Source organism: Streptomyces fructofermentans (genome assembly GCF_014651055.1).
In the GTDB taxonomy this organism is placed as follows: Bacteria; Actinomycetota; Actinomycetes; order Streptomycetales; family Streptomycetaceae; genus Streptomyces; species Streptomyces fructofermentans.
Window position 1 is genome coordinate 21,534 of sequence record NZ_BMWD01000037.1, and the last position, 22,549, is coordinate 44,082.

At 73.2% G+C, this 22,549-nt stretch carries 15 protein-coding genes and 1 tRNA gene; 7 read left to right on the top strand and 9 right to left on the bottom strand.

The window, feature by feature from the left end; all coding sequences use genetic code 11:
* Positions 1-146: 146 nt before the first annotated feature.
* Together IE265_RS34025 and IE265_RS34030 are read right to left on the bottom strand one after the other, a co-directional pair.
* The gene (locus IE265_RS34025; protein WP_190039627.1) at positions 147-2,735 is read right to left on the bottom strand and encodes an FtsX-like permease family protein; all 2,589 of its coding nucleotides are present in this window, start codon (positions 2,733-2,735) and stop codon (positions 147-149) included.
* Entirely contained in the window at positions 2,735-3,505 is a 771-nt protein-coding gene (locus IE265_RS34030) for an ABC transporter ATP-binding protein (RefSeq protein ID WP_190039628.1), read from the bottom strand. Before IE265_RS34030 ends, IE265_RS34025 begins: the two co-directional genes overlap by 1 nt.
* Positions 3,506-3,796: 291 nt before the next feature.
* On the opposite strand from IE265_RS34030, the gene IE265_RS34035 reads away from it, so the two are divergent.
* Together IE265_RS34035 and IE265_RS34040 are read left to right on the top strand one after the other, a co-directional pair.
* Positions 3,797-5,098, top strand: coding sequence for a sensor histidine kinase (locus IE265_RS34035; protein WP_190039629.1), 1,302 nt, complete (start codon positions 3,797-3,799; stop codon positions 5,096-5,098).
* Positions 5,067-5,738, top strand: a complete 672-nt coding sequence (locus IE265_RS34040; protein ID WP_190039630.1) for a response regulator — start codon at positions 5,067-5,069, stop codon at positions 5,736-5,738. Before IE265_RS34035 ends, IE265_RS34040 begins: the two co-directional genes overlap by 32 nt.
* Before the next feature lie 271 nt (positions 5,739-6,009).
* Here IE265_RS34040 and fusA read toward each other — a convergent pair whose 3' ends face one another.
* The 3 genes from fusA to IE265_RS34055 form a co-directional block, all read right to left on the bottom strand.
* Entirely contained in the window at positions 6,010-8,193 is a 2,184-nt protein-coding gene (gene fusA / locus IE265_RS34045; RefSeq protein WP_268255897.1) for an elongation factor G, read from the bottom strand.
* Positions 8,194-8,693: 500 nt separating this feature from the next.
* Entirely contained in the window at positions 8,694-9,503 is an 810-nt protein-coding gene (locus tag IE265_RS34050; protein WP_190039631.1) for an N-formylglutamate amidohydrolase, read from the bottom strand.
* A 9-nt stretch (positions 9,504-9,512) separates the two neighbouring features.
* Complete coding sequence (locus IE265_RS34055) at positions 9,513-11,276, bottom strand: serine/threonine-protein kinase (protein WP_190039632.1); 1,764 nt, start codon at positions 11,274-11,276, stop codon at positions 9,513-9,515.
* A 615-nt stretch (positions 11,277-11,891) separates the two neighbouring features.
* Between IE265_RS34055 and IE265_RS34060 the strand changes: the two genes are divergently transcribed.
* Together IE265_RS34060 and IE265_RS34065 are read left to right on the top strand one after the other, a co-directional pair.
* Positions 11,892-12,374, top strand: a complete 483-nt coding sequence (locus tag IE265_RS34060; protein WP_190039633.1) for a carboxymuconolactone decarboxylase family protein — start codon at positions 11,892-11,894, stop codon at positions 12,372-12,374.
* Between the two features lie 226 nt (positions 12,375-12,600).
* Positions 12,601-13,797, top strand: a complete 1,197-nt coding sequence (locus IE265_RS34065) for a L,D-transpeptidase (protein ID WP_190039652.1) — start codon at positions 12,601-12,603, stop codon at positions 13,795-13,797.
* 221 nt (positions 13,798-14,018) lie between these two features.
* Here the strand turns inward: IE265_RS34065 and IE265_RS34070 are convergent.
* A tRNA-Leu gene (locus IE265_RS34070) sits at positions 14,019-14,103 on the bottom strand.
* Between the two features lie 141 nt (positions 14,104-14,244).
* Between IE265_RS34070 and IE265_RS34075 the strand changes: the two genes are divergently transcribed.
* A complete protein-coding gene (locus tag IE265_RS34075) occupies positions 14,245-15,591 on the top strand; it encodes a DUF2254 domain-containing protein (protein WP_190039634.1) in 1,347 nt (448 codons plus the stop codon).
* Positions 15,592-15,667: 76 nt separating this feature from the next.
* On the opposite strand, the gene IE265_RS34080 is transcribed toward IE265_RS34075, so the two are convergent.
* The 3 genes from IE265_RS34080 to sucC form a co-directional block, all read right to left on the bottom strand.
* Positions 15,668-17,209, bottom strand: coding sequence for an aldehyde dehydrogenase family protein (locus IE265_RS34080; protein WP_190039635.1), 1,542 nt, complete (start codon positions 17,207-17,209; stop codon positions 15,668-15,670).
* 149 nt (positions 17,210-17,358) lie between these two features.
* Complete coding sequence (sucD, locus tag IE265_RS34085; RefSeq protein WP_190039636.1) at positions 17,359-18,258, bottom strand: succinate--CoA ligase subunit alpha; 900 nt, start codon at positions 18,256-18,258, stop codon at positions 17,359-17,361.
* Positions 18,259-18,269: 11 nt separating this feature from the next.
* On the bottom strand, positions 18,270-19,400 hold the full coding sequence (gene sucC / locus IE265_RS34090) for an ADP-forming succinate--CoA ligase subunit beta (RefSeq protein ID WP_190039637.1): 1,131 nt from the start codon (positions 19,398-19,400) through the stop codon (positions 18,270-18,272).
* 187 nt (positions 19,401-19,587) lie between these two features.
* Between sucC and IE265_RS34095 the strand changes: the two genes are divergently transcribed.
* The gene (locus tag IE265_RS34095) at positions 19,588-21,273 is read left to right on the top strand and encodes a thiamine pyrophosphate-binding protein (RefSeq protein ID WP_190039638.1); all 1,686 of its coding nucleotides are present in this window, start codon (positions 19,588-19,590) and stop codon (positions 21,271-21,273) included.
* 10 nt (positions 21,274-21,283) lie between these two features.
* Entirely contained in the window at positions 21,284-22,549 is a 1,266-nt protein-coding gene (frc, locus tag IE265_RS34100) for a formyl-CoA transferase (RefSeq protein WP_190039639.1), read from the top strand.

Genomic DNA, 22,549 nt, shown 5'->3' on the forward strand with positions numbered 1-22,549 from the left:
GGGAGCTGCCCGGAGTCACCGGGCGCAGACGCCAGGTCGGGCCGATTCCGCCCGGGCGCAAGCCCCACCGGGCCGCGTCCGACTCGTGGTCGCACCGCCGGGCCTCCGGGCGCCCGGGCGGCGGGGCGACCGCACGGCGGCGTCGGCTACTCCTTCGACCCGATCGCCTCGACCGGCCTGATCCCGAGCAGGACATGCGTGGGGACCATCGTGCCCGCCACCGCGAGGACCGCCGTCCCTCCCGCGATCGCGAGGTAGCCGAGGCCGGGCACGGCGGGCCACGGCGAACCGCTCACCGCCAGCGAGACGAGGGCGAGCGGGAACAGCGACAGCAGCGTTCCGACCCCCACCCCGGCCACTACCACGACCGCGCTCTCCTTCCACATCATGGCCGCGACCTGGCGGCGGGCCGTGCCGGACAGCCGCAGCAGCGCGAACTCCCGCCGCCGGGCCGCCGTGCCCATCGCGAGCGTGTTGACGACCGTGATCCCCGTGTACGCGATGACCAGGCCGACCACGAGGTAGTTGACCCAGGCGTTCGCCCGCTGCTCCGTCAACTGCTCGTCGACCGCGAGCCCGTCCCGCAGCACGGCCCCCGGATGGTCCGCGGCGACGGCGGCCAGCGCCTCGGGCAGCCCCGACACCGCGGCGCCCGCACGCCCGCCGGACGGTCCCCCGGAACGGACGAGGACCGACTCGTCGGCCCTGCGTGTGGTGTGCGCGAGCAGTAGGTCGTGGTCGAGGGTCACGTCGGCGAAGCCGAAGCCGCGTTCGTACACGGCGACCACCCGCCCGCGGAACGGTGTGCCGTCGCCCAGGGTGAGCCGCGCGGTGTCCCCGACGCCGAGGCCCAGCCAGGAGGCCGTGGTGGTGCTGACGGCCACCGTCGAGGCCGACAGCGCGGTCAAGTCCCCTTCGCGCGTGCCCAGATCGAGGACTTCGCCGAGTGCCCGCGGGTCCACGCCCTGCGCGCCGAGCGAGACGGCCTCCTGGGCGCCCAGCAGGGTGCCCACTCCGACGACCTGGGACCGCACCAGCCCCGTCGCCGATCGTACGCCCGCCAAGTCCCGCACCTCGGAAGCCAGTTCGGGTGACACACCGTTCGGTGCCGTGATGACGTGGTCAGCGACCAGACCGGACCGCAACTGGTCGGCGGACTCCCTCAGACCGGTGGTCTGGGCGAAGACCACGGTCGCGGCGAACGACACCGCCAGCACGAGCGGGACGATGGCGCCGGCCAACCTGAGCGCGTCGGCGCGGGTGTTGGCCGCCGCGAGGTACCCGGTGACCCCCGTCCTGCCGACGAGAGGGCCGAGAAGTCCCACGGCGGCCCGGGCGACGAGCGGGCCGAGCACGGCCACGGCGATCACCAGCAGCAGTACGAGGGAGTTGGCGAGCCCGACGAGCGTGAAGAAGTCGGTGTCCCGCGCCGCCCCGGTGACGAAGACGCCCGCCGCCAGGACCAGCAGCACCCCGCCGGTGACCACGCGCCGGCGCCCCGGCCCCCGGGACTCCGGCGCCGTGTCGCCGAGTGCCTCCGTGGGCCGGATCCGGGAGACGCGCAGGGAGGCCGCGAGGACGGCGGCCAGCGCGGTCGGCACGGTCACGAGCACCGCGCCGAGGAAGGGCAGCGGGCCGACCACCAGCCCGAAGTCGGGCGGCACGATGCCGTGTCCGGCGAACCGGTCGCGCAGCAGGTGCACGAGCAGCAGGCCGAGCGGGCAGCCCAGTACCCCGGCGGCCAGTCCCGTGACGGCGGCCTCGATGGCGACGAGGCGGCGGATCTGGCCGGGCGTGGTGCCGATGGCCCGCAGCAGCGCGAGTTCCCTGCGGCGGTGCCGGACGGACAGCGAGGCCGTGCCGAACAGCACCAGGACGGCGATGAGCAGCACATTGCCGCCGACCGCGGCCGCGAGCACCACGAGGTTCGATCCGCTGACGGTGACGTCGAGGAACTCCGCGCGTCCGCGCCCCTCCCCCGTGTGCACGGCGAGCGTGCTGTCGTCGAGCGCCTCCCTGATGTCGTCGGCGGCCCGCGCGGCCGGGGTGCCCGGGTCGGCGAGGACACCGACGGCGTGGACCACGGGCCCGAGCCGGTCCATGGCGGCGTCGGACACGAACGCCACGGGCAGCCGGGGCGCGCGGCCGCCCGCCGGCGAGACCAGCCCGGCCAGTTCGAAGGAGCGGGGTGCGGAGGCGGTCTCCAGCAGGACCTCGTCCCCGGGGCGCAGCCCCGACCGGGCGGCGGTGTCGCGGTCGAGGACCAGTTCACCGGCCGTCCGGGGAGCGTGACCGGCGCTCAGCCGGAAGTCCCCGAGGCGCGCCCCCGACCAGGTGTGGGCCTCGGGCGCCGCGCCGTGCCGTCCCGTCACGGGACGCCCGTCGCCGGTGGCGAGCCGTACCGCCGCGCCCCGGTCGACGATCACCGTGCGCACACCGTCGACCAAGGCGATCCGTCCGGCCACCGAGGCCTTCAGCGGCACGCGTTCGGTCAGCGGCCGAGCCTCCTCGACGGTCGAGCCGTCCAGGTCCTTCAGGGTCAGTTCCACCTCCTGGCGTCCCGTGACCACGACGTCGGCCGCCGCGTAGCGTTCGGGCGCGGAGCCGGCGCGGATGCCCGACTCCAGCAGGATTCCGCAGGCGCTCAGGACGGCGGCGGCCAGCAGCAGGGCGACGAACGTGCCGGCGAAGCCGCCCTTCCGGGCCCGCAGTGTCAGCAGGGCCAGGCCCGGCATCAGGCCGCCCTCCGCAGGCCGGAGAGCAGGTCCGCGACGCGGTCCGCGCCCGGCGAGGTCAGTTCGTCGACGATCCGCCCGGCGCTCAGGAACACCGCGCGGTCGGTGTGCGCGGCGGCCGTCGGGTCGTGCGTGACCATGACCACCGTCTGGTGCAGGTCCGTGACGGCCCGCCGCAGCAGCCCGAGGACGTCCCGGGCGCTCTCCGGGTCGAGCGCCCCCGTCGGCTCGTCGGCGAAGATCACCTCGGGCCGGGTGACCAGGGCGCGGGCGATGGCCACCCGTTGCTGCTGGCCGCCGGAGAGCTGGGATGGACGGCGCGCGAGCAGGTCGCCCAGACCGACCGCGTGCGCGATGTCCTCGACACGGCCCGCTTCCGGCCGCCGTCCCGCCAGCCGCAGGGGCAGCGTGATGTTCTGCTCCGCGGTGAGCGACGGCAGCAGGTTGAACGCCTGGAAGACGAAGCCGATCCGGGTGCGCCGCAGTTCGGTCAGCCGCCGTTCCCGGAGCGCGGACAGTTCCTGCGGGCCGAGCCGCACCTGCCCCGAGGTGGGCCGGTCCAGGCCGGCGGCGCAGTGCAGGAAGGTGCTCTTGCCCGAGCCGGAGGGGCCCATCACCGCGGTGAACGTGCCGGGTTCGAAGCCCGCGCTGACCGCGTCCAGCGCGAGGACGGCCGCGGGGCCCTCGCCGTACCGTCTGGTCACGTCCGTCAACTGCACCGCGTACCGGCCCGCGGCGGGCCCGTCCGGTCGCGTGTCCCGAGAGCGCACTTCGGCTCCTCGACTCCTCGTACGGCGTTCCGTGGGTGGATTCCGTGGTGGCCCCAGTCCATCGGCGCCGTCGCGGCGCGGCCTCGGCCGCGCGGCCGAACCCCCGCCTCCACCGACCGGGCGAGATCCCGGCGGGGCCTCCGCCCCGTGAAGGAGCCGGGGGCGCGTTCCGCCCGCCCCGGAGGCCGGCGCCTCCTCCCTGCGGAGGATGGCTCCGCGGAGGAGACGGGCGGCGGGTTCTCCGCCTCGGGGGAGGCCGGCGGGCCCGGCGGGGCGTCTACCGTGGACCGTATGGACCTGATGGACACGCTGGCGGGGCGCCGCGTCCCTCCGGCCGTGGCCGACGCGGGTCTGGCCCTGGCCCTCGCGGCCGGCGGCCTGATCACCCCGATCGCGATGCCGAGCGGCGGCCCCGAACTGCGCGCGCCGGACAGCACGTGGGCGGTCCTCGTGCTGCTGCTGGCGCTGCCCCTGGTCGTCCACCGGCACTTCCCGCTGCCCGCGCTGACGGCGACGGCGGCGGCCGCGGGCGCCCTCCAGGCGATGCACTACGTCCCGCAGCTCTCGGGGCCCGAGGGCACCTCCATCGGCCCCGCGTACGTGGGCGTCGCCGCGGCCGTGTTCGTCACCGCGGTGCGCGGCACCCCCCGTACGGCGACGCTGGTGATCGCCGTACTGGTCCCGGCCGCCTCCCTGACCGAGGCGGCGCTCGCCCCGGACGGCCACCGGCTCACCGCGCTGCTGACCGAGGCGGTCCTCCTGGTGGCGGCGTGGGCGCTCGGCCGTCTGGCCCGGGCGCGCGCGGCCGTCCGCAACCAGGTGCTGGAACGGGCGGCGGCCGTGGAGCGCGAGCAGACGGCCACGGCGCGCGCCGCCGTCATGGAGGAACGGGCGCGCATCGCCCGCGAACTGCACGACATCGTCGCGCACAACGTCAGCCTCATGGTCGTGCAGACGATCGCCGCGGACCGCGTCCAGGACCGGGACGGCCCGAAGGCCCACGAACTGCACGGCGCGATCGAGGAGACCGGCCGGGCGACCGTCACCGAACTGCGGCGCCTGCTCGACGTGCTGCGCACCGACGAGGAGGCCGCGGCCGACCCCAGCAGGGAGCCGCCGCAGCCGACCGTGGAGGCGATCCCCGCGCTGGTCGACTCCGTGCGCGCGGCGGGACTGCGGGTCGACCTCGCCACGACGGGCACCCCGGCCGACCTGCCGGCGGGGTCCCAACTCACCGTGTACCGCGTCGTGCAGGAAGCCCTCACGAACACGCTCAAGCACGCCGGCCGCACCCGGACCGCGCTGACGCTCGCGTGGGAGCCCGACCGGCACCGGCTCACGGTCCGGCTGTGCGACGACGGACCCCGGCCGGACGACGGGGCGCCGCGCCCGCCCGCCCCGGCCGGGGGCCCGGGTCACGGGCTGGTCGGGATGCGCGAGCGCGTCGGGGCCGTGGGCGGTTCCCTGCACACCGGCGGCAGGCCGGGCGGCGGCTACTGCGTGCACGCCGTCGTCCCGCTGCCCACGTCCGAAGACCTCCCGTACGAAGGGCACTTGGCTGATGCAGTCCATCCGCGTCCTGCTGGTCGATGACCAGCCCATGATCCGGACGGGGTTCCGGCTCATCCTCGAGGCCGAGCCCGACATCACGGTCGTCGGCGAGGCCGCGGACGGAGCCGCCTCCGTCGAGAGCGCCCTGGCGCTGGAGCCCGACGTCGTGCTGATGGACATCCGCATGCCGGTGATGGACGGCGTCGAGGCCACCCGGACCATCGCCGCGAGCGGATCGGCGGCCCGTGTCGTCATCCTGACCACGTTCGACCTGGACGCCCACGTGGTGGACGCCCTGCGGGCGGGCGCCAGCGGCTTCCTGGTGAAGGACGGACCGGCCGACTCCCTGGTGGAGGCCATCCGCACGGTCGCCGCGGGCGAGGCCGTGCTGTCCCCCCGCGTCACGCACAGCCTGCTGGACCGGTTCGCGCACCTCGCCGCGCCCGCGACCCCGGAGGTGCCGTCCCGCCTCGACGCCCTCACCGGCCGCGAGCTGGACGTCCTGCGCTCGCTGACCCGGGGGCTGTCCAACGCGGAGATCGCGCTCGAACTCGGCGTGGGCGAGACCACGGTGAAGACGCATGTCGCGCACATCCTGGAGAAGTACGGGCTCCGCGACCGGGTGCAGGCGGTGATCCTGGCGTACGACTGCGGGCTGGTGGTGCCGCGCGGCGCCCGCTGATCCGCCCACCGCCCCCGCCCCGGACGGCTCCCCGCCACGCCCGGGCCGGCTCCCCGCGCCGCCGCCGCGCGCGATCGCGTCCCGCCCGCGCTCCCGGCCGGTGCCGTACGCGTGCGGGGTCCCGCCCTTCTCCGGGCGGGACCCCGCACCCCGGTCCCGGCGACCACCGGGCCGTCGGACACCGACTGCCGAATGCCGACTGCCGGCTGCCGGCTGCCGGATGCCGCGAGGCGCGACCGCCGGCCGCCGGCCACCGGCCACCGGGTACGGGCTACCGGCCACGCGTCCCGTCGGAGGCGCCGCCGGATGCGGTGCCCGGAGCCGGCGCGTAACCGGTGGGCCGGGTGGTGAAGACGCCCCGGCCCTGCGTACGGCTGCGCAACCGGGTCGCGTAGCCGAACAGTTCGGCCAGCGGCACGGTGGCCGTGACCACCACGGTGCCCGCCCTCGCGACCGAGCCGGAGACCCGGCCCCGCCGCGCAGCGAGGTCTCCGAGGACACCGCCCACGGACTCCTCGGGCACGGTCACCGTGACCTCGACGACCGGTTCCAGGACGGCCGTCGCGCAGACCCGCAGCGCGTCCCGGAGCGCCATCCGGCCCGCGGTGCGGAACGCCAGGTCGGAGGAGTCCTTCGCGTGGGTCGCCCCATCGGTCAGGACCACCCGCAGACCCGTCACCGGGTGGCCCTCCGACGGCCCTTCGGCCAGGGCGTCCCGGCACCCGGCCTCGACGGCGCGGACGTACTCCTGGGGCACCCGCCCGCCGACGACGGCGGACCGGAACTCGAAGCCGGTCGCGCTGCCGCCGTCGGCGCCCTCGGGTGCCGGCAGCGGCTCCACGTCGAGGACGACATGGGCGAACTGGCCCGCGCCGCCGTCCTGTTTGACGTGCCGGTGGACGAAGCCGGACACCCCGCGCACGACGGTCTCCCGGTAGCCGACCCTCGGCCGGCCGACGCGGGCGTCGAGCCCGTGGGCGCGCCGGATCTTCTCCACCGCCACCTCCAGGTGCAGTTCGCCCATGCCCGACAGGACCGTCTGGCCGGTCTCGGGGTCGGTCCTGACCACGAGCGACGGATCCTCCTCGACGAGCCGCGCCAGCGCCGACACCAGGCGCTCCGTGTCGGTGCTCGCGCGGGCCTCGACCGCCACGGAGACCACGGGTTCGGCCGTCGTGGGCGGTTCGAGGACCAGCGGAGCGTCCGGCGCGCACAGGGTGGCCCCGGCCCGGGCCGACTTCAGCCCGACGACCGCGACGATGTCGCCGGCCACGGCCCGGTCGAGCTGGGCGTGTCGGTCGGCACGGACCCGCAGGATGCGCCCGACGCGTTCGGTGCGTCCCGCGGTGGCGTCCCACACGGTCTCTCCCTTCCGGATCGTTCCCGAGTACACGCGCAGGTGGGTGAGCCGCCCGGTGGCGGTCGCGTTCACCTTGAACGCGAGTGCGGCGAACGGCGCTTCGGGGTCGGCTGCCCGCTCCTGCTCCGAACCGTCGTGCGTGCCCCGCACGGCGGGCACGTCCGAGGGCGAGGGCAGGTAGGCCACCACGGCGTCGAGCAGCGGCTCGATGCCCCGGTTGCGGTAGGCGGAGCCGCACAGCACCACGACGGCCTCGCCCGAACGCGTCAGGTCGCGCAGTGCCGCCGCCAGGGTCGGCGCGGAGACGGACGCACGGGCGCAGTACTCCTCCAGCGCGCCGGGATGCAGTTCCGCCACCGCCTCCTCCAGTGCCCGGCGGCGCGTGGCCGCCTCCTCGCGCAGGGCGTCGGGCACGGGGCCCTCCTCGACCGCGTCCCCGCCGTCCGGCCAGACCAGCGCCCGCATGCGCAGCAGGTCGACGACACCGGTGAAGCCGTCCTCCGAGCCGATCGGCAACTGCACGGCCAGCGGCGCCGGATGGAGCCGTGCCCGGATCGACGCGACGGCCGTGTCGAGGTCGGCTCCGGCCCGGTCGAGCTTGTTGACGAAGGCGATCCGCGGTACGCCGAACCGGTCGGCCAGGCGCCACACGGACTCGCTCTGCGGTTCGACGCCCGCGACGGCGTCGAACACCGCGACGGCGCCGTCGAGCACCCGCAGCGAGCGCACCACCTCGTCGGCGAAGTCGACATGGCCCGGGGTGTCGATCAGGTTGACGTGATGGCCGTCCCAGGTGCAGCTCACGGCGGCGGCGAAGATGGTGATGCCCCGGTCGCGTTCCTGGGAGTCGAAGTCGGTGACGGTCGTGCCGTCGTGGACCTCGCCGCGCTTGTGCGTGGTCCCGGTGAGGTACAGGATCCGCTCGGTGACGGTCGTCTTGCCCGCGTCGACGTGGGCGAGGATGCCGAGGTTGCGGACGGCTGCCGTCGGATCGGCGCGATCGGCGGAACGGGGCGCCGCCGCGGTCGCGTCGGTCCGGCGGCCCGCGTCGGACGTGGTGGTCACGGTGTTCTGGAGGTGGAGGTCGGTACGCACGGCCCATGGCCTTTCGGAAAGCTTCGAGCAGGGGTCGGCGCGATTCCCGTACGACACGGATGCGGCCCGGAGCGCTCACGGCACGCGAGGACACCCGGAGCGTCGTGCTCGAGGGCGTGCGGGGCGTGGTGAGTCGGAGGGGCGCGGGCATCAGGTGTTCGTGACGGGCATCCGGTCCCGGCCGCGCAGCCGGCACCGGGTCCGCGAAGACACGAGGATCACCTCGTACCGCGACAGGGGAACGACGACAGCGGTGCGGTACCGCATGGCCGGGCTCCTCTCGTCGGTCACGGGACGCGCGGCGAAGTGACGCGGCGCGCGTGCTGTGGCGAGTGTAGGGAACGCGTCCGCCTCACGGCACCCGGTTTTCCGCCCGGCTGCGGCCGACTCCGGCGTTCCCGGGGCGACTTGACGTCCAGGACGCGCGCCGCCGCATCGCGCGGACGGGCGGGGGCCACGCGTCCCCGCGGGGGCGGCGGACGGTGCCGCGGGCGTTCGGGTCAGGCGCCGGACGCCTCGGTCACGGCGTCGACGAGTCCGGCCAGTGCCGCCGCCACGCGCGCCAGTCCGGCACCCGCGGGCCCGCCCGGTTCGGTCATGTAGACGTCCCGCCTGATCTCGACCATCAGGGCGCCGACCCGCCGCTCGGTGCCGTAGTACCGAAGGGGTACGTAGGTGCCGGCGAAGGGGCTGTCGACTCCCGTGCCCCCGAAGTCCCCGAACGCCTTCTCTGCCAGGGCCAGCAGCTCGGCCGAGGTGTGGAAGGAGTCGGTCCCCAGGCAGATGGGCGGCCTCGGCCCGTCCCCGTGCAGTTCGTAGGGCAGCCGCCCCGTCGGATAGGAGTGCACGTCGATGACCACGACCCGCCCCGCCGCCTCCAGCCGCCGGGCCACGGCGTCGGTCATGGCGGCCGAGTACGGGTGGAAGTACCGCTCGACGAGGGGCTGTTCGTCCGTGTCCGCCGCTCGGAGCACCTCGCCGTGCGTGGTCCGCGTGTAGACCGCCCCCATGCCGACGGCCCGCATCTCCTCCCGCTCGTCGGGGAAGCGCTCGGGGTCGACGACCAGCCGTGAGAGCTGGTTGACGAACCTCCAGGGCGCCGCCCCCGACAGCGCGGCGGCCTCCTCTGCGATCGCGGCGGTGTGCGAGTCGGTGATGTGGTCCAACTCCCGCTCCAGCGCCTCGTCGTCGAGCACGATCCCGCCGCGCACCTGCGGGGGCACGGTCCGCGAGGAGTGCGGCACATGGAGGATCACCGGCGAGTCCGGGGCGCCCGGCACGAGTCGGTACGGCGCGGTCGTGTCGTTCATCGGCTCACACTATTCGACCGTCACCGTGACCTCGAGGTCGCCCGAGTTGTCGCTCAGGCAGTCCCCGTCGGCGTCGTTGACCCGGAGTTCGAGGGTGCCGGCCGCACCGGCCTCGAAGGTCCACTCGTCGCCGACCACCCGGGTCTCCCCGGCCTGCGCGCCCTCGACGAAGCGGCCGAGGAGCGCGCCGAACGGGGCCTCCGCGTCCACCTTGCAGTCCGCCGCCGCGAAGTCCAGCGCCCGGTCGGTCGCGGGGTCGTAGCCGCCCGGCCCGGTGGGCGGCATCTCCGGGTCGTCCACGGTCCACCGGCCCGACGTGAAGCGGACGGTGACGGTGTCGCCTGCCTCGACGGGGGTTCCGGTGGCCCGTTGCCAGCCCTCCGTGCTGCGGACCACCGAGGTGGTCGTGACCGGCGCCGCCGGCGAGGGGGTCCCGGAGGAGCGACCCGCGCCGCCGTCCGCGGCGCCCTCCCCCGCGCGGTCGCCGGCGCCCGAGCGGTCCGCTCGGTCCGCTCGGTCGAAAGGAGGGGTACCGGTGAGGAACAGCGCGAGGCCCGCACCCGCGAGGAGGGCGGCGCCGGCGAACGCCGACCACCGCGGGAGGGCCCCACGGCGCCGTCCGCCGTCCTGCCGCCCCAGGGCCGCGGCGGTCCGCGCGTCGTAGCGCGAGGTGGGAGGGGCGTGGTCGGCCCAGGGGGCGTGCTGACGGGTGAGGGTCTCCTCGTCCGCGAGGGCCGTGCCCGCCGCGCCGGCCGTGCTCCCGTCCTGACGCGGAACCGGACTGTCGTGCCGGGCGGGGCTCGGGCCCTCCGGGAGCGCGGGAGCCGGGCCCCGGTCCGCGGCGGACCCTTCGTGCGGTATCCGGACCACCAGTGTGGCTGGCGGCAGCGGACCGGGGTCCGCGGCACCGTCGGCGACGCGCCGCAGCGCGGTCAGGGTGTCGGCGGCGGAGGGCCGCTCCTCCGACGGCTTGCGCAGGAGCGCCTCCACCACGGGCAGGAGCGGCCCCAGCCTCGGCGGCAGGTTCGGCTCCTCGTAGGCGACGGCGTGCAGCGTGGCCACGTTGGCCGGGCGGTGGAACGGCGACCGGCCGGTGGCGGCGGTGACGAGTGTGGCACCCAGCGACCACAGGTCGGAGGCGGGTCCGACCTCCGACCCGTTGACGCGCTCCGGGGCCATGTACTCGGCGGAGCCCGCGAACTCACCGGAGTTGGAGTGCGCGTCACCGTCCTCGAGGACGGCTATGCCGAAGTCCGTGAGTACGGCGCCGCCGTCGCGGCGCAGCAGGACGTTGGCGGGTTTGACGTCCCGGTGCAGTGCTCCCACGGCGTGCACGGCCTCCAGCGCGCCGAGCAGCTGCACCCCGATCCCGGCCACCCGGCGGGGCTCCAACGCACCTTCCTGGGCGATGAGTTGCCCGAGGGAGGGCCCGTCGACCAGCTCCATGACGATCCACAGCCGGTCCTCGTGCTCGACCAGGTCGTGGACCCCGACGACATGGGGGTGCGGCACCCGGGCGACCATCCGCGCCTCCCGCAGGGCACGGCGCAGCCACCGGCGGTGGTCCTCGTCCCCCTGGGTGAAGACGTGCAGCTCCTTGGCCGCGACATCGCGTGCGAGAACCTGGTCGTGGGCCTGCCAGACCGTGCCCATGCCACCGCTGCCGAGCCGGCGGCCCAGCAGGTACCGACCGGCGATCAGACGCCCGGTCCCCCGCACCGCGTTCGCGGCCCCTCGCTGATCATCGCTGCCGGTCCACACGTGCTGCCTCACGCCCCTCCCGGTGGGAAAGAACTGCCCCACCGGCCCCATGCGCCACTCGAACACCGGCGAGCATAGCGGCGGGAACGCCCCACCGAGAGCCGGCCGGGCGGCACGGGCGCGGCGTCCGGCGAGTGGTCGCCCCACCCGCCGCGCGCTACCCGTGAGTCACATCGACCGATCGCCAACGGCGGTGCAGGCCGGGCGAGTTCGCGCACTCGGACGACGCCCCCGCCGACCGCCCCCACCACTCCACCCAGGGCTCGCCCACGGTTCGGGCTCGGCGGGACGACCGCCGCCGCGGCCACTCCTCCGAGCCGCGGCATTCGAACATGTTCCGCCGAGTCGCGGCGCCGCCGGACCGCAGGAACCGTGGGGCCGCCCGACCACCGGGGCCGGAGCAGCCTTCGGACCGGGACCGGGACCGGGACCGGGGCCGGGGCCGAAAGCGGGACCGGGACCGAAAGCGGGACCGGTACCCCGGCCCGCCACGCCGGTGACCGCGCGCCGCCTCCCGCACCCCAGGTGCTTACATGTTCAACAAGCAAGTCATGATCATAGGACCATGGTTCCGGCGGACGCGACGGAACGAGCACGGACCGGGAACGGTCCACCGAAGGAGCCGGTGTGAGCGACGCGACGAGGAACCCCGCGGACAGGCGGATCTTCATCGACAAGCAGAGTCCCGAGGCCTATCGCGCGCTGAAGCAGGCCTCGGCGGCGGCCGGCGCGACGGCGGCGGAGGCGGGCCTCGACCGCATCCTGGTGGAACTGGTCAACATGCGCGTGTCCCAGATCAACGGCTGCGCCTACTGCCTGGACCTCCACACGAGGACCGCGCTGCGTGAGGGCGAGACCACGCAGCGCCTCGGCGTTCTGGCCGCATGGCGCGACACCGAGGTCTTCACACCACGCGAGAGGGCGGCGCTGGCCCTCGCGGAGGCGACCACCGACATCGCGGACGCGCGCGCCCAGGACTCCGCGTACGAACTGGCCCGCGCGACCCTGACCGACGACGAGACGTCGGCGGTGATCTGGGTGGCCATCACGATCAACGGGTTCAACCGCGTCTCGACCATGAGCAAGCACCCCGTACGCCCGCGGCCCTGAGGGCGGCCGGAGCGGGGGTCGATCACACGCCGTGCGACCCCCGGGCGGAGTCCCGGAGACGTGCACACAACACGTGAAACCCGCCACAATCCACCCACCAAAACGGACTCATGCGCCAAAATGCCTATTTGGACCTGATTACCCCTGCGCCAACCAGCGGGGGATTCAACGACCAGCGGCATGGGAGAAGCGTTTGATCACCGTACGCAACCGACGCACCGGGCTGATGGCTGCGGCCGGCGCACTCGCACTCACGGCGCTGGGCGGTACCAGCTTCGCGGCCACCGGCGACCCCGGGGCCCGCCCGGAAACGCGGGCATCGGCACATCGGGCGGACACCCAGGACGCTTCCGACGCCCGAATAGGGATCACGCCCGGGCAGGCGCACGGCGTCGAGGTCGACGCCCCCGTTAAGGTCACCGTCAGCGACGGCACGCTCACCAAGGTGACCATGACCGCCATCGCCACCGGCAGCGAGGTTCCGGGCACCCTGTCCGCGGACGGCACCTCCTGGATGCCGGACGGCCCCCTCGCGCAGGCCACGCGGTACCAGGTCGCCGCGGAGGCCAAGGACGCGAAGGGCCGCTCCGCCACCGAGAACGCCGCGATCTCCACCGTCTCCCCGGCCAACGACTTCCTCGGGCACCTCTCCCCCGAGGACGGCTCGACCGTCGGTGTGGGCATGCCGGTGTCATTCAACTTCGACAGGACGTTCGGCGACGAGGCCGCCAAGGCCGCCATGGAGTCGAGGATCCAGGTCAGCACCAGCAGCGGCGAGCAGGTCGTCGGCCACTGGCTCACCGGAAGCCGCCTGGACTTCCGCCCCGAGCACTACTGGAAGCCCGGCTCCACCGTCACGGTCAGGATGACCCTCGACGGCGTCGAGAAGACGGCCACGTTCAAGATCGGCCGGAGCCAGATCAGCACCGTCGACGCCAGGACGAAGCAGATGACCGTCAAGCGCGACGGCAAGACGATCAAGACCATCCCGATCTCGTCCGGCAGCGCCGAGCACCCGACGTACAACGGCCGGATGGTCATCTCCGAGAAGTACCGGCAGATCCGCATGAACGGTGCGACCGTCGGGCTCACGGAGAAGGACGGCAAGCCCTCCTACGACATCGAGGCCGTGCCGCACGCCATGCGCCTGACCACCTCGGGCACGTTCATCCACGGCAACTACTGGGGCGGCGACTCCGTCTTCGGCAAGGTCAACACCAGCCACGGCTGCGTCGGCCTGGAGGACGTCCGGAACGCCGGCGACGGCAAGCAGCCCGCCGCGTGGTTCTTCGACAACTCGATGACCGGTGACGTCGTGGTCGTCAAGAACTCGGCGGACAAGGCCACCGTGGCCCCGGACAACGGCCTCAGCGACTGGAACATGCCGTGGAGCCAGTGGGTCGCGGGCAGCGCGTCGAACTGACACCACGCCCCTCAGCCCGCCTGGTCCACCCAGTCGGAACCACTTCCGGGCGGACAGTCCGAGCCTGCGCCACGGCCACCAGCCGTCGCGCAGGCTCGGACTGTTTCAGCAGGTGAGAGGCGCAGCTCCCGGACTCCCACCGCACCGACCACGCGACCCGAAGGCCCCCGAAACGACGAAACACCGGTGAGTCATACGACTCGACCGGCATTTCGTGAACGTGTCCGAGGGGGGACTTGAACCCCCACGCCCGATAAAGGGCACTAGCACCTCAAGCTAGCGCGTCTGCCATTCCGCCACCCGGACAAGGTGTCTGTCGACCGGCGGGAGCGACCCCCGCGGCGACATGGACAACAATACCAAGCTTTCGGAGTGGCCTTCACCTGCATATCCGTGGTCCGGCGGGGGCTGCCGGGGGTGTCCGGAGGGGCCGCATAGAGTCTCACCATGGGTGACTGGATGCTGACCAAGGGTCTGCCGCCGGGGCGGCGGCCCAGGCCGCTGTCACCGCTGAGGGAGCATCTGCGGGACACGTTCTGGTTCGCCCCGACCGCCGCGCTGGTGCTCGTCCTGATCGTGTGGACGGCCGCGGAGGCGGCCGACAGCGCGCTCCTCGAAGCACTGCGCTCCTCGGGCGACGAGGAGGCGGTCGCCGAGCTGCTCGGCATCGTCAACGACGCGAAGACCGTGGTCACGACGGTCAGCGCGGCGATGATGACCTTCATCGGCGTGGTGTTCACGATCTCGCTGGTCGCCGTGCAGATGGCCGCCGGGCAGTTCAGCCCGCGGATGGTGCGGATGTTCGTGCGCAGCCGGATCACCAAGGCCACCTTCGCGGTGTTCCTGGCGACGTTCGTCCTGTCCCTGCTCGTGCTCACCTCGTACGACAGCCACTCCGACCCGGAGCTCGTGTCCTCCATCCCGCTCGTGCAGTCGGTCCTCACGCTGACCCTGGTGGGGCTCAGCGTCGTCCTGTTCGTGCTGTACGTGAACTCGACGCTGCGGCTGATGCGGGTGGGGCACGTCGTCGACGTCGTCACCGCGGAGTCCTTGCGGGTGGTCGCCCGGATGCCGCTCGACACCACCGACGGGGCGCCGCCCGACCTCGGTCCCGAGTCGGACCTCGTCGCCCATCACGGGCGGGCCGGCGTGCTGCGCGACGTGGACATCACGCGGCTCGTCCGCGTCGCGCGCCGGCACGGGGTCGTCCTGCGGCTCATCCCCCGGGTCGGGGACTTCGTCGTGCCGGGCACCCCGGTGATCGCCGTCCACGGCGGGACCGTACCGGCGGGGCCTCGGGAGTCGCGGCTCCGGGTGTTCGTGGGCGCCGAGCGGACGTTCCACCAGGATCTGGGGTTCGGGCTGCGGCAGTTGTCGGACATCGCGCTGCGGGCCCTGTCGACCTCGGTCAACGACCCCACGACGGCGGTGCAGGCCGTGGACCGCATGGTGCAGTTCCTCACCTCGGTGGCGCGCCGCCCGCTGGGCACCTGCCAGTACCGGGACCGCGCGGGGACGGTCCGGCTGGTCCAGCCCGTGCCGGACTGGACCGAGCTGGTCGACCTCGCGTTCGCCGAGGTCCGGATGTGCACCGGGCACCAGGCGCAGGTCACCTCCCAGATCAGCCGGCGGCTGCTGGCGGGCTTCGACGACCTGCTGGCGGTCGTGCCGCCGGAGCGGCGCGCGCCGCTGGTCCGGCACCGCTCCCTGCTGGTCGAGGCGGTGGAGCGGTCCGTGCCGGAGGCGGCGGACCGCGCCTTCGCGCTGCGCCCCGACCGTCAGGGCATCGGCTAGCCGTGCCGCCTCGCCGCCTTCGGCACCGCGGTGCCGCGTCGGCGCGGAAGGCGACGCGGCACCGCGCGTCAGCGCGTCACGGCATCAGGTGGTGGTCGGGGAAATTGCCCGGCAGCCGCTCCCCGGCCGGGCCGCGGGTCACCGCGCGGACCAGGAGTTCCCCGCCGACGAACGCGCCCCTCCACGACGCGCCGAAGCCGCCGAACAACTCGTCGCGGTCGCCGCGCGAGCGGGGCCTGCCGTGTCCGACCTTGAAGGCCCTGACCTGCGGGGCGAGCCGGGCGTACGTCTCCTCGTCGTCCGTGGACAGGGTGGCGACGAGCGCGCCGTTCGACGCGTTCATGGCCGCGAGCAGTTCGGCCTCGGTGTCGACCAGGACGATGGTGTCGACCGGCCCGAAGGGTTCCGCGTGGTGGAGGGGCGAGGACGGCGGCGGGTTGAGGAGCGTCACCGGCTGGACGTACGCACCGGTGTCCTGGCCGGGCAGGAAGCGCGCGTCGTCCGGCCTGCCGCGGTGCAGGGGGACCGCTCCGCGGTCGATGGCCTCGGCGACCTGGTCGTGCAGCTCCTTCGCCTTCGCCGCGTTGATGACCGGGCCGAAGTCGAGGTCCGGGTACGGGTCGTCGGGCCGCGCGACGGCGAGCGGATGGCCGACCTTCAGGGTGCGGACGGCCGGCAGGTACGCGGCGAGGAAGTCGTCGAAGCTCTCCCGCTGGACGACGAAGCGCGGGTAGGCGGTGCACCGCTGCTTGCCGTAGTCGAAGAGCTTGGGCACGACGGCCGTCAGCGCGTCCCAGTCGGTGAAGTTCCAGATGCCCCAGGTGTTCAGCCCCTCCTGCTCCAGGATGTGCCGTTTGCCGAGGTCGGCGACGGCGGTGGCGACGGCGGCCCCGGTGTCGCGGCCCCCGACGAAGGAGACGCAGCCGATCTCGGGCGCGCGCACGAGCGCCTCCGACAGTTCGCGGCCGCCGCCGCTGACCAGGGTGACGGGAACCCCCTCGCGTGCGGCGAGCGCGCAGGCCAGGGTGAGGCATGCGACGCCGCCGTCGGTCGGGGCCTTGGCGATGACGGCGTTGCCCGCGAGCGCCTGGACCAGCACGGCGTGCACGAGCACGCTCATCGGGTAGTTCCAGCTCGCGATGTTGGACACGGGCCCGTCGAGCGGGACCCGGCCCTCGACCATGGGCTCGATGCCGTCGACGTACCAGCGCACGCCGTCGATGGCCCGGTCCACGTCGGCCTGCGCGAGCCGCCAGGGCTTGCCGATCTCCCAGACGAGCAGGAGCGCGAGGAGTTCACGGTGCTCGGTGAGCGCGTCGAGGGTGGCCGCGACACGGGCCCTGCGCTCGCCGAGGGGTACGTGGCGCCAGGCGCGGTGGTGGTCGAGGCCGGCGCGTACGGCCCGGTGGGCGGTGGCGCCGTCCAGGCGTGGCGGGCCCGCGACGGGGCTGCCGTCGACGGGGCTGGTGGCGGGCAGCGCCCGGCCGTCCGCCTGCCAGGCAGCGTCCCAGAGGTTGAGGACGCGGTCGTCCCGGAAGGCCTCCGGCGCGACGGCGAGGCAGCGTTGCCAGGCGTGCGCCCACGAGGTGTGGGACTTGAGGGTGAGGTTCGGTGCCATTCGGTTGCTCCGCTCTCGGTGCACAGTCGGGGGCGGTCGTTCATGGCCCGCCTCCCGTACGCGGGCACGTGTGGTCCGTCATCGCGTACGGGAGGCGTCGTAAGGGGGGACGCTAGCGAGGCCCGGGGGCGCCGGTAAGTGACCTCATGTCAACTATGAGTGACGTCACGTTCCGCGGTGAGCCGGTCCAGTACGAGCCGGGCGGTCTCGGTCGGCGTGCCGCCCACGAGGACTCCGGCCGCTTCCAGGGCTTCCTTCTTGGCCTGCGCGGTGCCGGAGGAGCCCGAGACGATGGCGCCGGCGTGGCCCATCGTCTTTCCCTCGGGCGCGGTGAAACCGGCGATGTAGGCGACGACGGGTTTGGTGACGTGGTCGCGGATGTGGGCGGCCGCGCGTTCCTCGGCGTCGCCGCCGATCTCCCCGATGAGGACGACGAGTTCGGTGTCGGGGTCGTCCTGGAACGCGGCCAGGCAGTCGATGTGGGTGGTGCCGACGACGGGGTCGCCGCCGATGCCGACGCAGGTGGAGAAGCCGATGTCCCGCAGTTCGTGCATGAGTTGGTAGGTGAGTGTGCCGGACTTGGAGACCAGTCCGATGCGGCCCGGCTTGGCGATGTCGGCGGGGATGATGCCCGCGTTGGACTGCCCGGGGGTGATCAGTCCGGGGCAGTTGGGGCCGACGACGCGGGTGCCCTTCGCGGCGGCGTACGCGTGGAAGGCGACCGAGTCGTGGACGGGGATGCCCTCGGTGATGACGACGGCCAGGGCGATGCCGGCGTCGGCCGCCTCCTGCACGGCGGCCCGGGCGAAGGCGGGTGGCACGAAGACCACGCTGACGTCGGCGCCGGTCGCCTCGACTCCCTCGCGCACGGAGCCGAAGACGGGCACGGCGCGGTCGTCGAAGTCGACGGTCCGGCCGGCCTTGCGCGGGTTGACCCCGCCGACCACGTCGGTGCCCGCGGCGAGCATGCGGCGGGTGTGCTTCATGCCCTCGCCGCCGGTCATGCCCTGGACGAGGACCTTGCTCTCCTTGGTGAGGTAGATGGCCATGTCCGTCTCCTTCAGGTGGCGTCGGCGAGCTGGGCGGCGCGGCGCGCGGCGCCGTCCATCGTGGTGGCCTGCTGGACCAGGGGGTGGGCGCGTCCGTCGAGGATCGCGCGGCCGCGCGCGGCGTTGTTCCCGTCGAGGCGGACGACGAGCGGCTTGGTCACGCGGACGGTCTCCAGGGCCCTCACGATGCCGTCGGCGACCGCGTCGCAGGCGGTGATGCCACCGAAGACGTTGACGAGGACGGACTTCACCGCGGGGTCGGAGAGGACGACGGAGAGACCGTCGGCCATGACCTGGGCGGAGGCTCCGCCGCCGATGTCCAGGAAGTTGGCGGGGCGGGCGCCGCAGCCGGCGACCACGTCGAGGGTCGACATGACGAGCCCGGCGCCGTTGCCGATGACGCCGACCTCGCCGTCCAGCTTGACGTAGTTGAGGCCCTTGGCCGCGGCCGCCGCCTCCAGCGGGTCGTCGTGCGCCGCCTGCTGGTCCCCCCAACGGGCCTGCCGGAACTGCGCGTTGTCGTCGAGGGTGACCTTCCCGTCCAGGGCGAGAATCTGTCCGCGCGCGGTGCGGACGAGCGGGTTCACCTCGACGAGGACGGCGTCCTCGCGTACCAGCACGTTCCAGAGCCGGACCAGGACGTCGACGGTCTGCGGGGGCAGGCCCGCGGCCTCGGCGATCTCGGCGGCCCTGGCCGTGGTGACGCCCTCGGCGGGGTCGATGTGGACGCGGGCCACGGCCTGCGGCCGCCGTGCGGCGACCTCCTCGATCTCCATGCCGCCCTCGGCGGAGGCGATGGCGAGGAACCGGCCGGCCGCCCGGTCGAGGACGTAGCCGACGTAGAACTCGCTCTCGATGTCGACCGGTTCGGCCAGCATGACCGTGCCGACCGTGTGGCCCTTGATGTCCATGCCGATGATCTGCCGTGCCGTCAGTTCGGCGGCGGCGGGGTCGGCGGCGAGCTTCACACCGCCCGCCTTGCCCCGTCCGCCGGTCTTGACCTGCGCCTTCACGACGACGCGGCCGCCGAGCCTGCGGGCGATCCCGCGTGCCTCCTTGGGCGAGTCGGTGACCTCCGCCCTCGGCACCGGGATGCCGTGTTCCTCGAAGAGTTCCCTTGCCTGGTGCTCGAACAGGTCCATCTCGGCTCCCTCTTAAAAGTGCCGCACGCCCCCTGGACACCACCCACCGGATGCGGGATAACAAGCTTCATACAGTATTCGTCGACTGTATGCAATGTACCGCGACGGCATCCACGAACAGTGCGCGCACACCGTTTGAGCTGCGTTTCAGCGCGCCCAATCCCCTACGAAGGGACAGGACTTCGCCATGCCCGACGACAACAGCCAGAACCTCATCTCCGGTGGGCACCTGGTCGCCAAGGCACTCAAAGCGGAGGGTGTGGAGGTCATCTACACCCTCTGCGGCGGCCACATCATCGACATCTACGACGGCTGCGTCGACGAAGGCATAGAGGTCGTCGACGTACGCCACGAACAGGTCGCCGCCCACGCGGCCGACGGCTACGCGCGCATCACCGGCAAGCCCGGCTGCGCCGTCGTCACCGCCGGGCCCGGCACGACCGACGCCGTGACGGGCGTCGCCAACGCCTTCCGCGCGGAGTCCCCCATGCTGCTGATCGGCGGTCAGGGGGCGCACACACAGCACAAGATGGGGTCCCTCCAGGACCTGCCGCACGTCGACATGATGACGCCGATCACCAAGTTCGCCGCGACAGTGCCCGACACCGCGCGCGCCGCCGACATGGTGTCGATGGCCTTCCGCGAGTGCTACCACGGGGCACCGGGACCCTCCTTCCTGGAGATCCCGCGCGACGTCCTGGACGCCAAGGTGCCGGTCGACAGGGCCAGGGTGCCCGCCGCCGGCCACTACCGGGCCTCGACCCGCTCGGCGGGCGACCCCGAGGCGATCGAGAAGCTCGCCGACCTCCTGGTGCACGCCGAGAAGCCGGCGATCCTGCTGGGCAGCCAGGTGTGGACGACCCGCGGCACCGAATCCGCCATCGACCTCGTACGCACCCTCAACATCCCCGCGTACATGAACGGCGCCGGGCGCGGCACCCTGCCGCCCGGGGACCCGAACCACTTCCAGCTCTCCCGCCGCTACGCCTTCTCCAACGCCGACGTCATCGTCATCGTCGGCACGCCCTTCGACTTCCGCATGGGCTACGGCAAGCGCCTGTCACCGGACGCGACCGTCGTGCAGATCGACCTCGACTACCGGACCGTCGGCAAGAACCGGGACATCGACCTGGGAATCGTCGGTGACGCCGGCCTGGTCCTCAAGTCGGTCGCCGAGGCCGCCACGGGCCGCCTCAACGGCGGCGCCTCCAAGCGCAAGGAGTGGCTCGACGAACTGCGGGCCGCCGAGCAGACGGCCATCGAGAAGCGGCTGCCGAGCCTGCGCTCGGACGCCTCGCCGATCCACCCGTACCGCCTGGTCAGCGAGATCAACGACTTCCTCACCGAGGACTCCGTCTACATCGGCGACGGCGGCGACATCGTCACGTTCTCCGGCCAGGTCGTGCAGCCCAAGTCGCCGGGCCACTGGATGGACCCCGGCCCCCTCGGCACGCTCGGCGTCGGCATCCCCTTCGTCCTCGCGGCCAAGAAGGCGCGGCCCGACAAGGAGGTGGTCGCCCTCTTCGGCGACGGCGCCTTCTCCCTCACCGGCTGGGACTTCGAGACGCTCGTCCGCTACGACCTGCCCTTCGTCGGCATCGTCGGCAACAACTCCTCGATGAACCAGATCCGTTACGGCCAGGCCCAGAAGTACGGCGCGGAGCGCGAGCGGATCGGCAACACCCTCGGCGACGTCCACTACGACAAGTTCGCCCAGATGCTGGGCGGTTACGGCGAGGAGGTCCGCGACCCCGCCGACATCGCGCCCGCGCTCCGGCGCGCCCGCGAGTCCGGCAAGCCGTCGCTGATCAACGTCTGGGTCGACCCGGACGCGTACGCCCCCGGAACCATGAACCAGACGATGTACAAGTGAGGTGACCCCGATGACACAGCTGCCCACGCCGACCGCCCCGACCTCGTCGACCAAGGCACTCGAAGGCATCCGCGTCCTGGACATGACCCACGTCCAGTCGGGTCCCTCCGCCACCCAACTGCTCGCCTGGCTCGGCGCGGACGTCGTCAAGCTGGAGGCGCCGACCGGTGACATCACCCGCAAGCAGCTCCGCGACCTCCCCGACGTCGACTCGCTCTACTTCACGATGCTCAACTGCAACAAGCGCAGCATCACCCTGAACACCAAGACCCCGCGCGGCAAGGAACTGCTCACCGAGCTGATCCGGCGCTCCGACGTCATGGTCGAGAACTTCGGGCCCGGCGCCGTCGACCGCATGGGCTTCACCTGGGACCGCATCCAGGAGATCAACCCGCGGATCGTCTACGCCTCCATCAAGGGGTTCGGGGACGGCCCGTACACCAACTTCAAGGCGTACGAGGTCGTCGCGCAGGCGATGGGCGGGTCGATGTCGACCACCGGCTTCGAGGACGGTCCGCCGCTGGCGACCGGCGCCCAGATCGGCGACTCCGGCACCGGCATCCACGCCGTGGCGGCCATCCTCGCGGCGCTGTTCCAGCGGGAGAACACCGGGCGCGGGCAGCGGGTGAACGTGGCCATGCAGCACGCCGTGCTGAACCTGTGCCGGGTCAAGCTGCGGGACCAGCAGCGCCTCGGGCACGGGCCGCTGGCCGAGTACCCCAACGAGGACTTCGGCGACGAGGTGCCGCGCTCGGGCAACGCGTCCGGCGGCGGCCAGCCCGGCTGGGCCGTCAAGTGCGCGCCGGGCGGCCCCAACGACTACGTGTACGTCATCGTGCAGCCCGTCGGCTGGAAGCCGCTCACCGAACTCATCGGTCGTCCCGAACTCGCGGACGACCCCGAGTGGGCGACCCCCGAGGCGCGGCTCCCCCAGCTCACCAAGATGTTCCAGCTCATCGAGGAGTGGTCGGCCACGCTCCCCAAGTGGGAGGTGCTGGAGCGGCTGAACGCCCACAACATCCCCTGCGGTCCGATCCTGTCCACCAAGGAGATCATCGAGGACCGGTCACTGGTCGCCAACGACATGGTCGTGACGGTGCCGCACCCCGAGCGGGGCGAGTTCGTGACCGTGGGCAGCCCGCTGAAGCTCTCCGACTCCCCCGTGGACGTGACCAGTTCGCCGCTGCTCGGCGAGCACAACGAAGAGGTGTACGTCGGCGAGCTGGGGCTCGGCGACGAGGAGCTGCGCCTGCTCAAGTCGAACGGAGTGATCTGA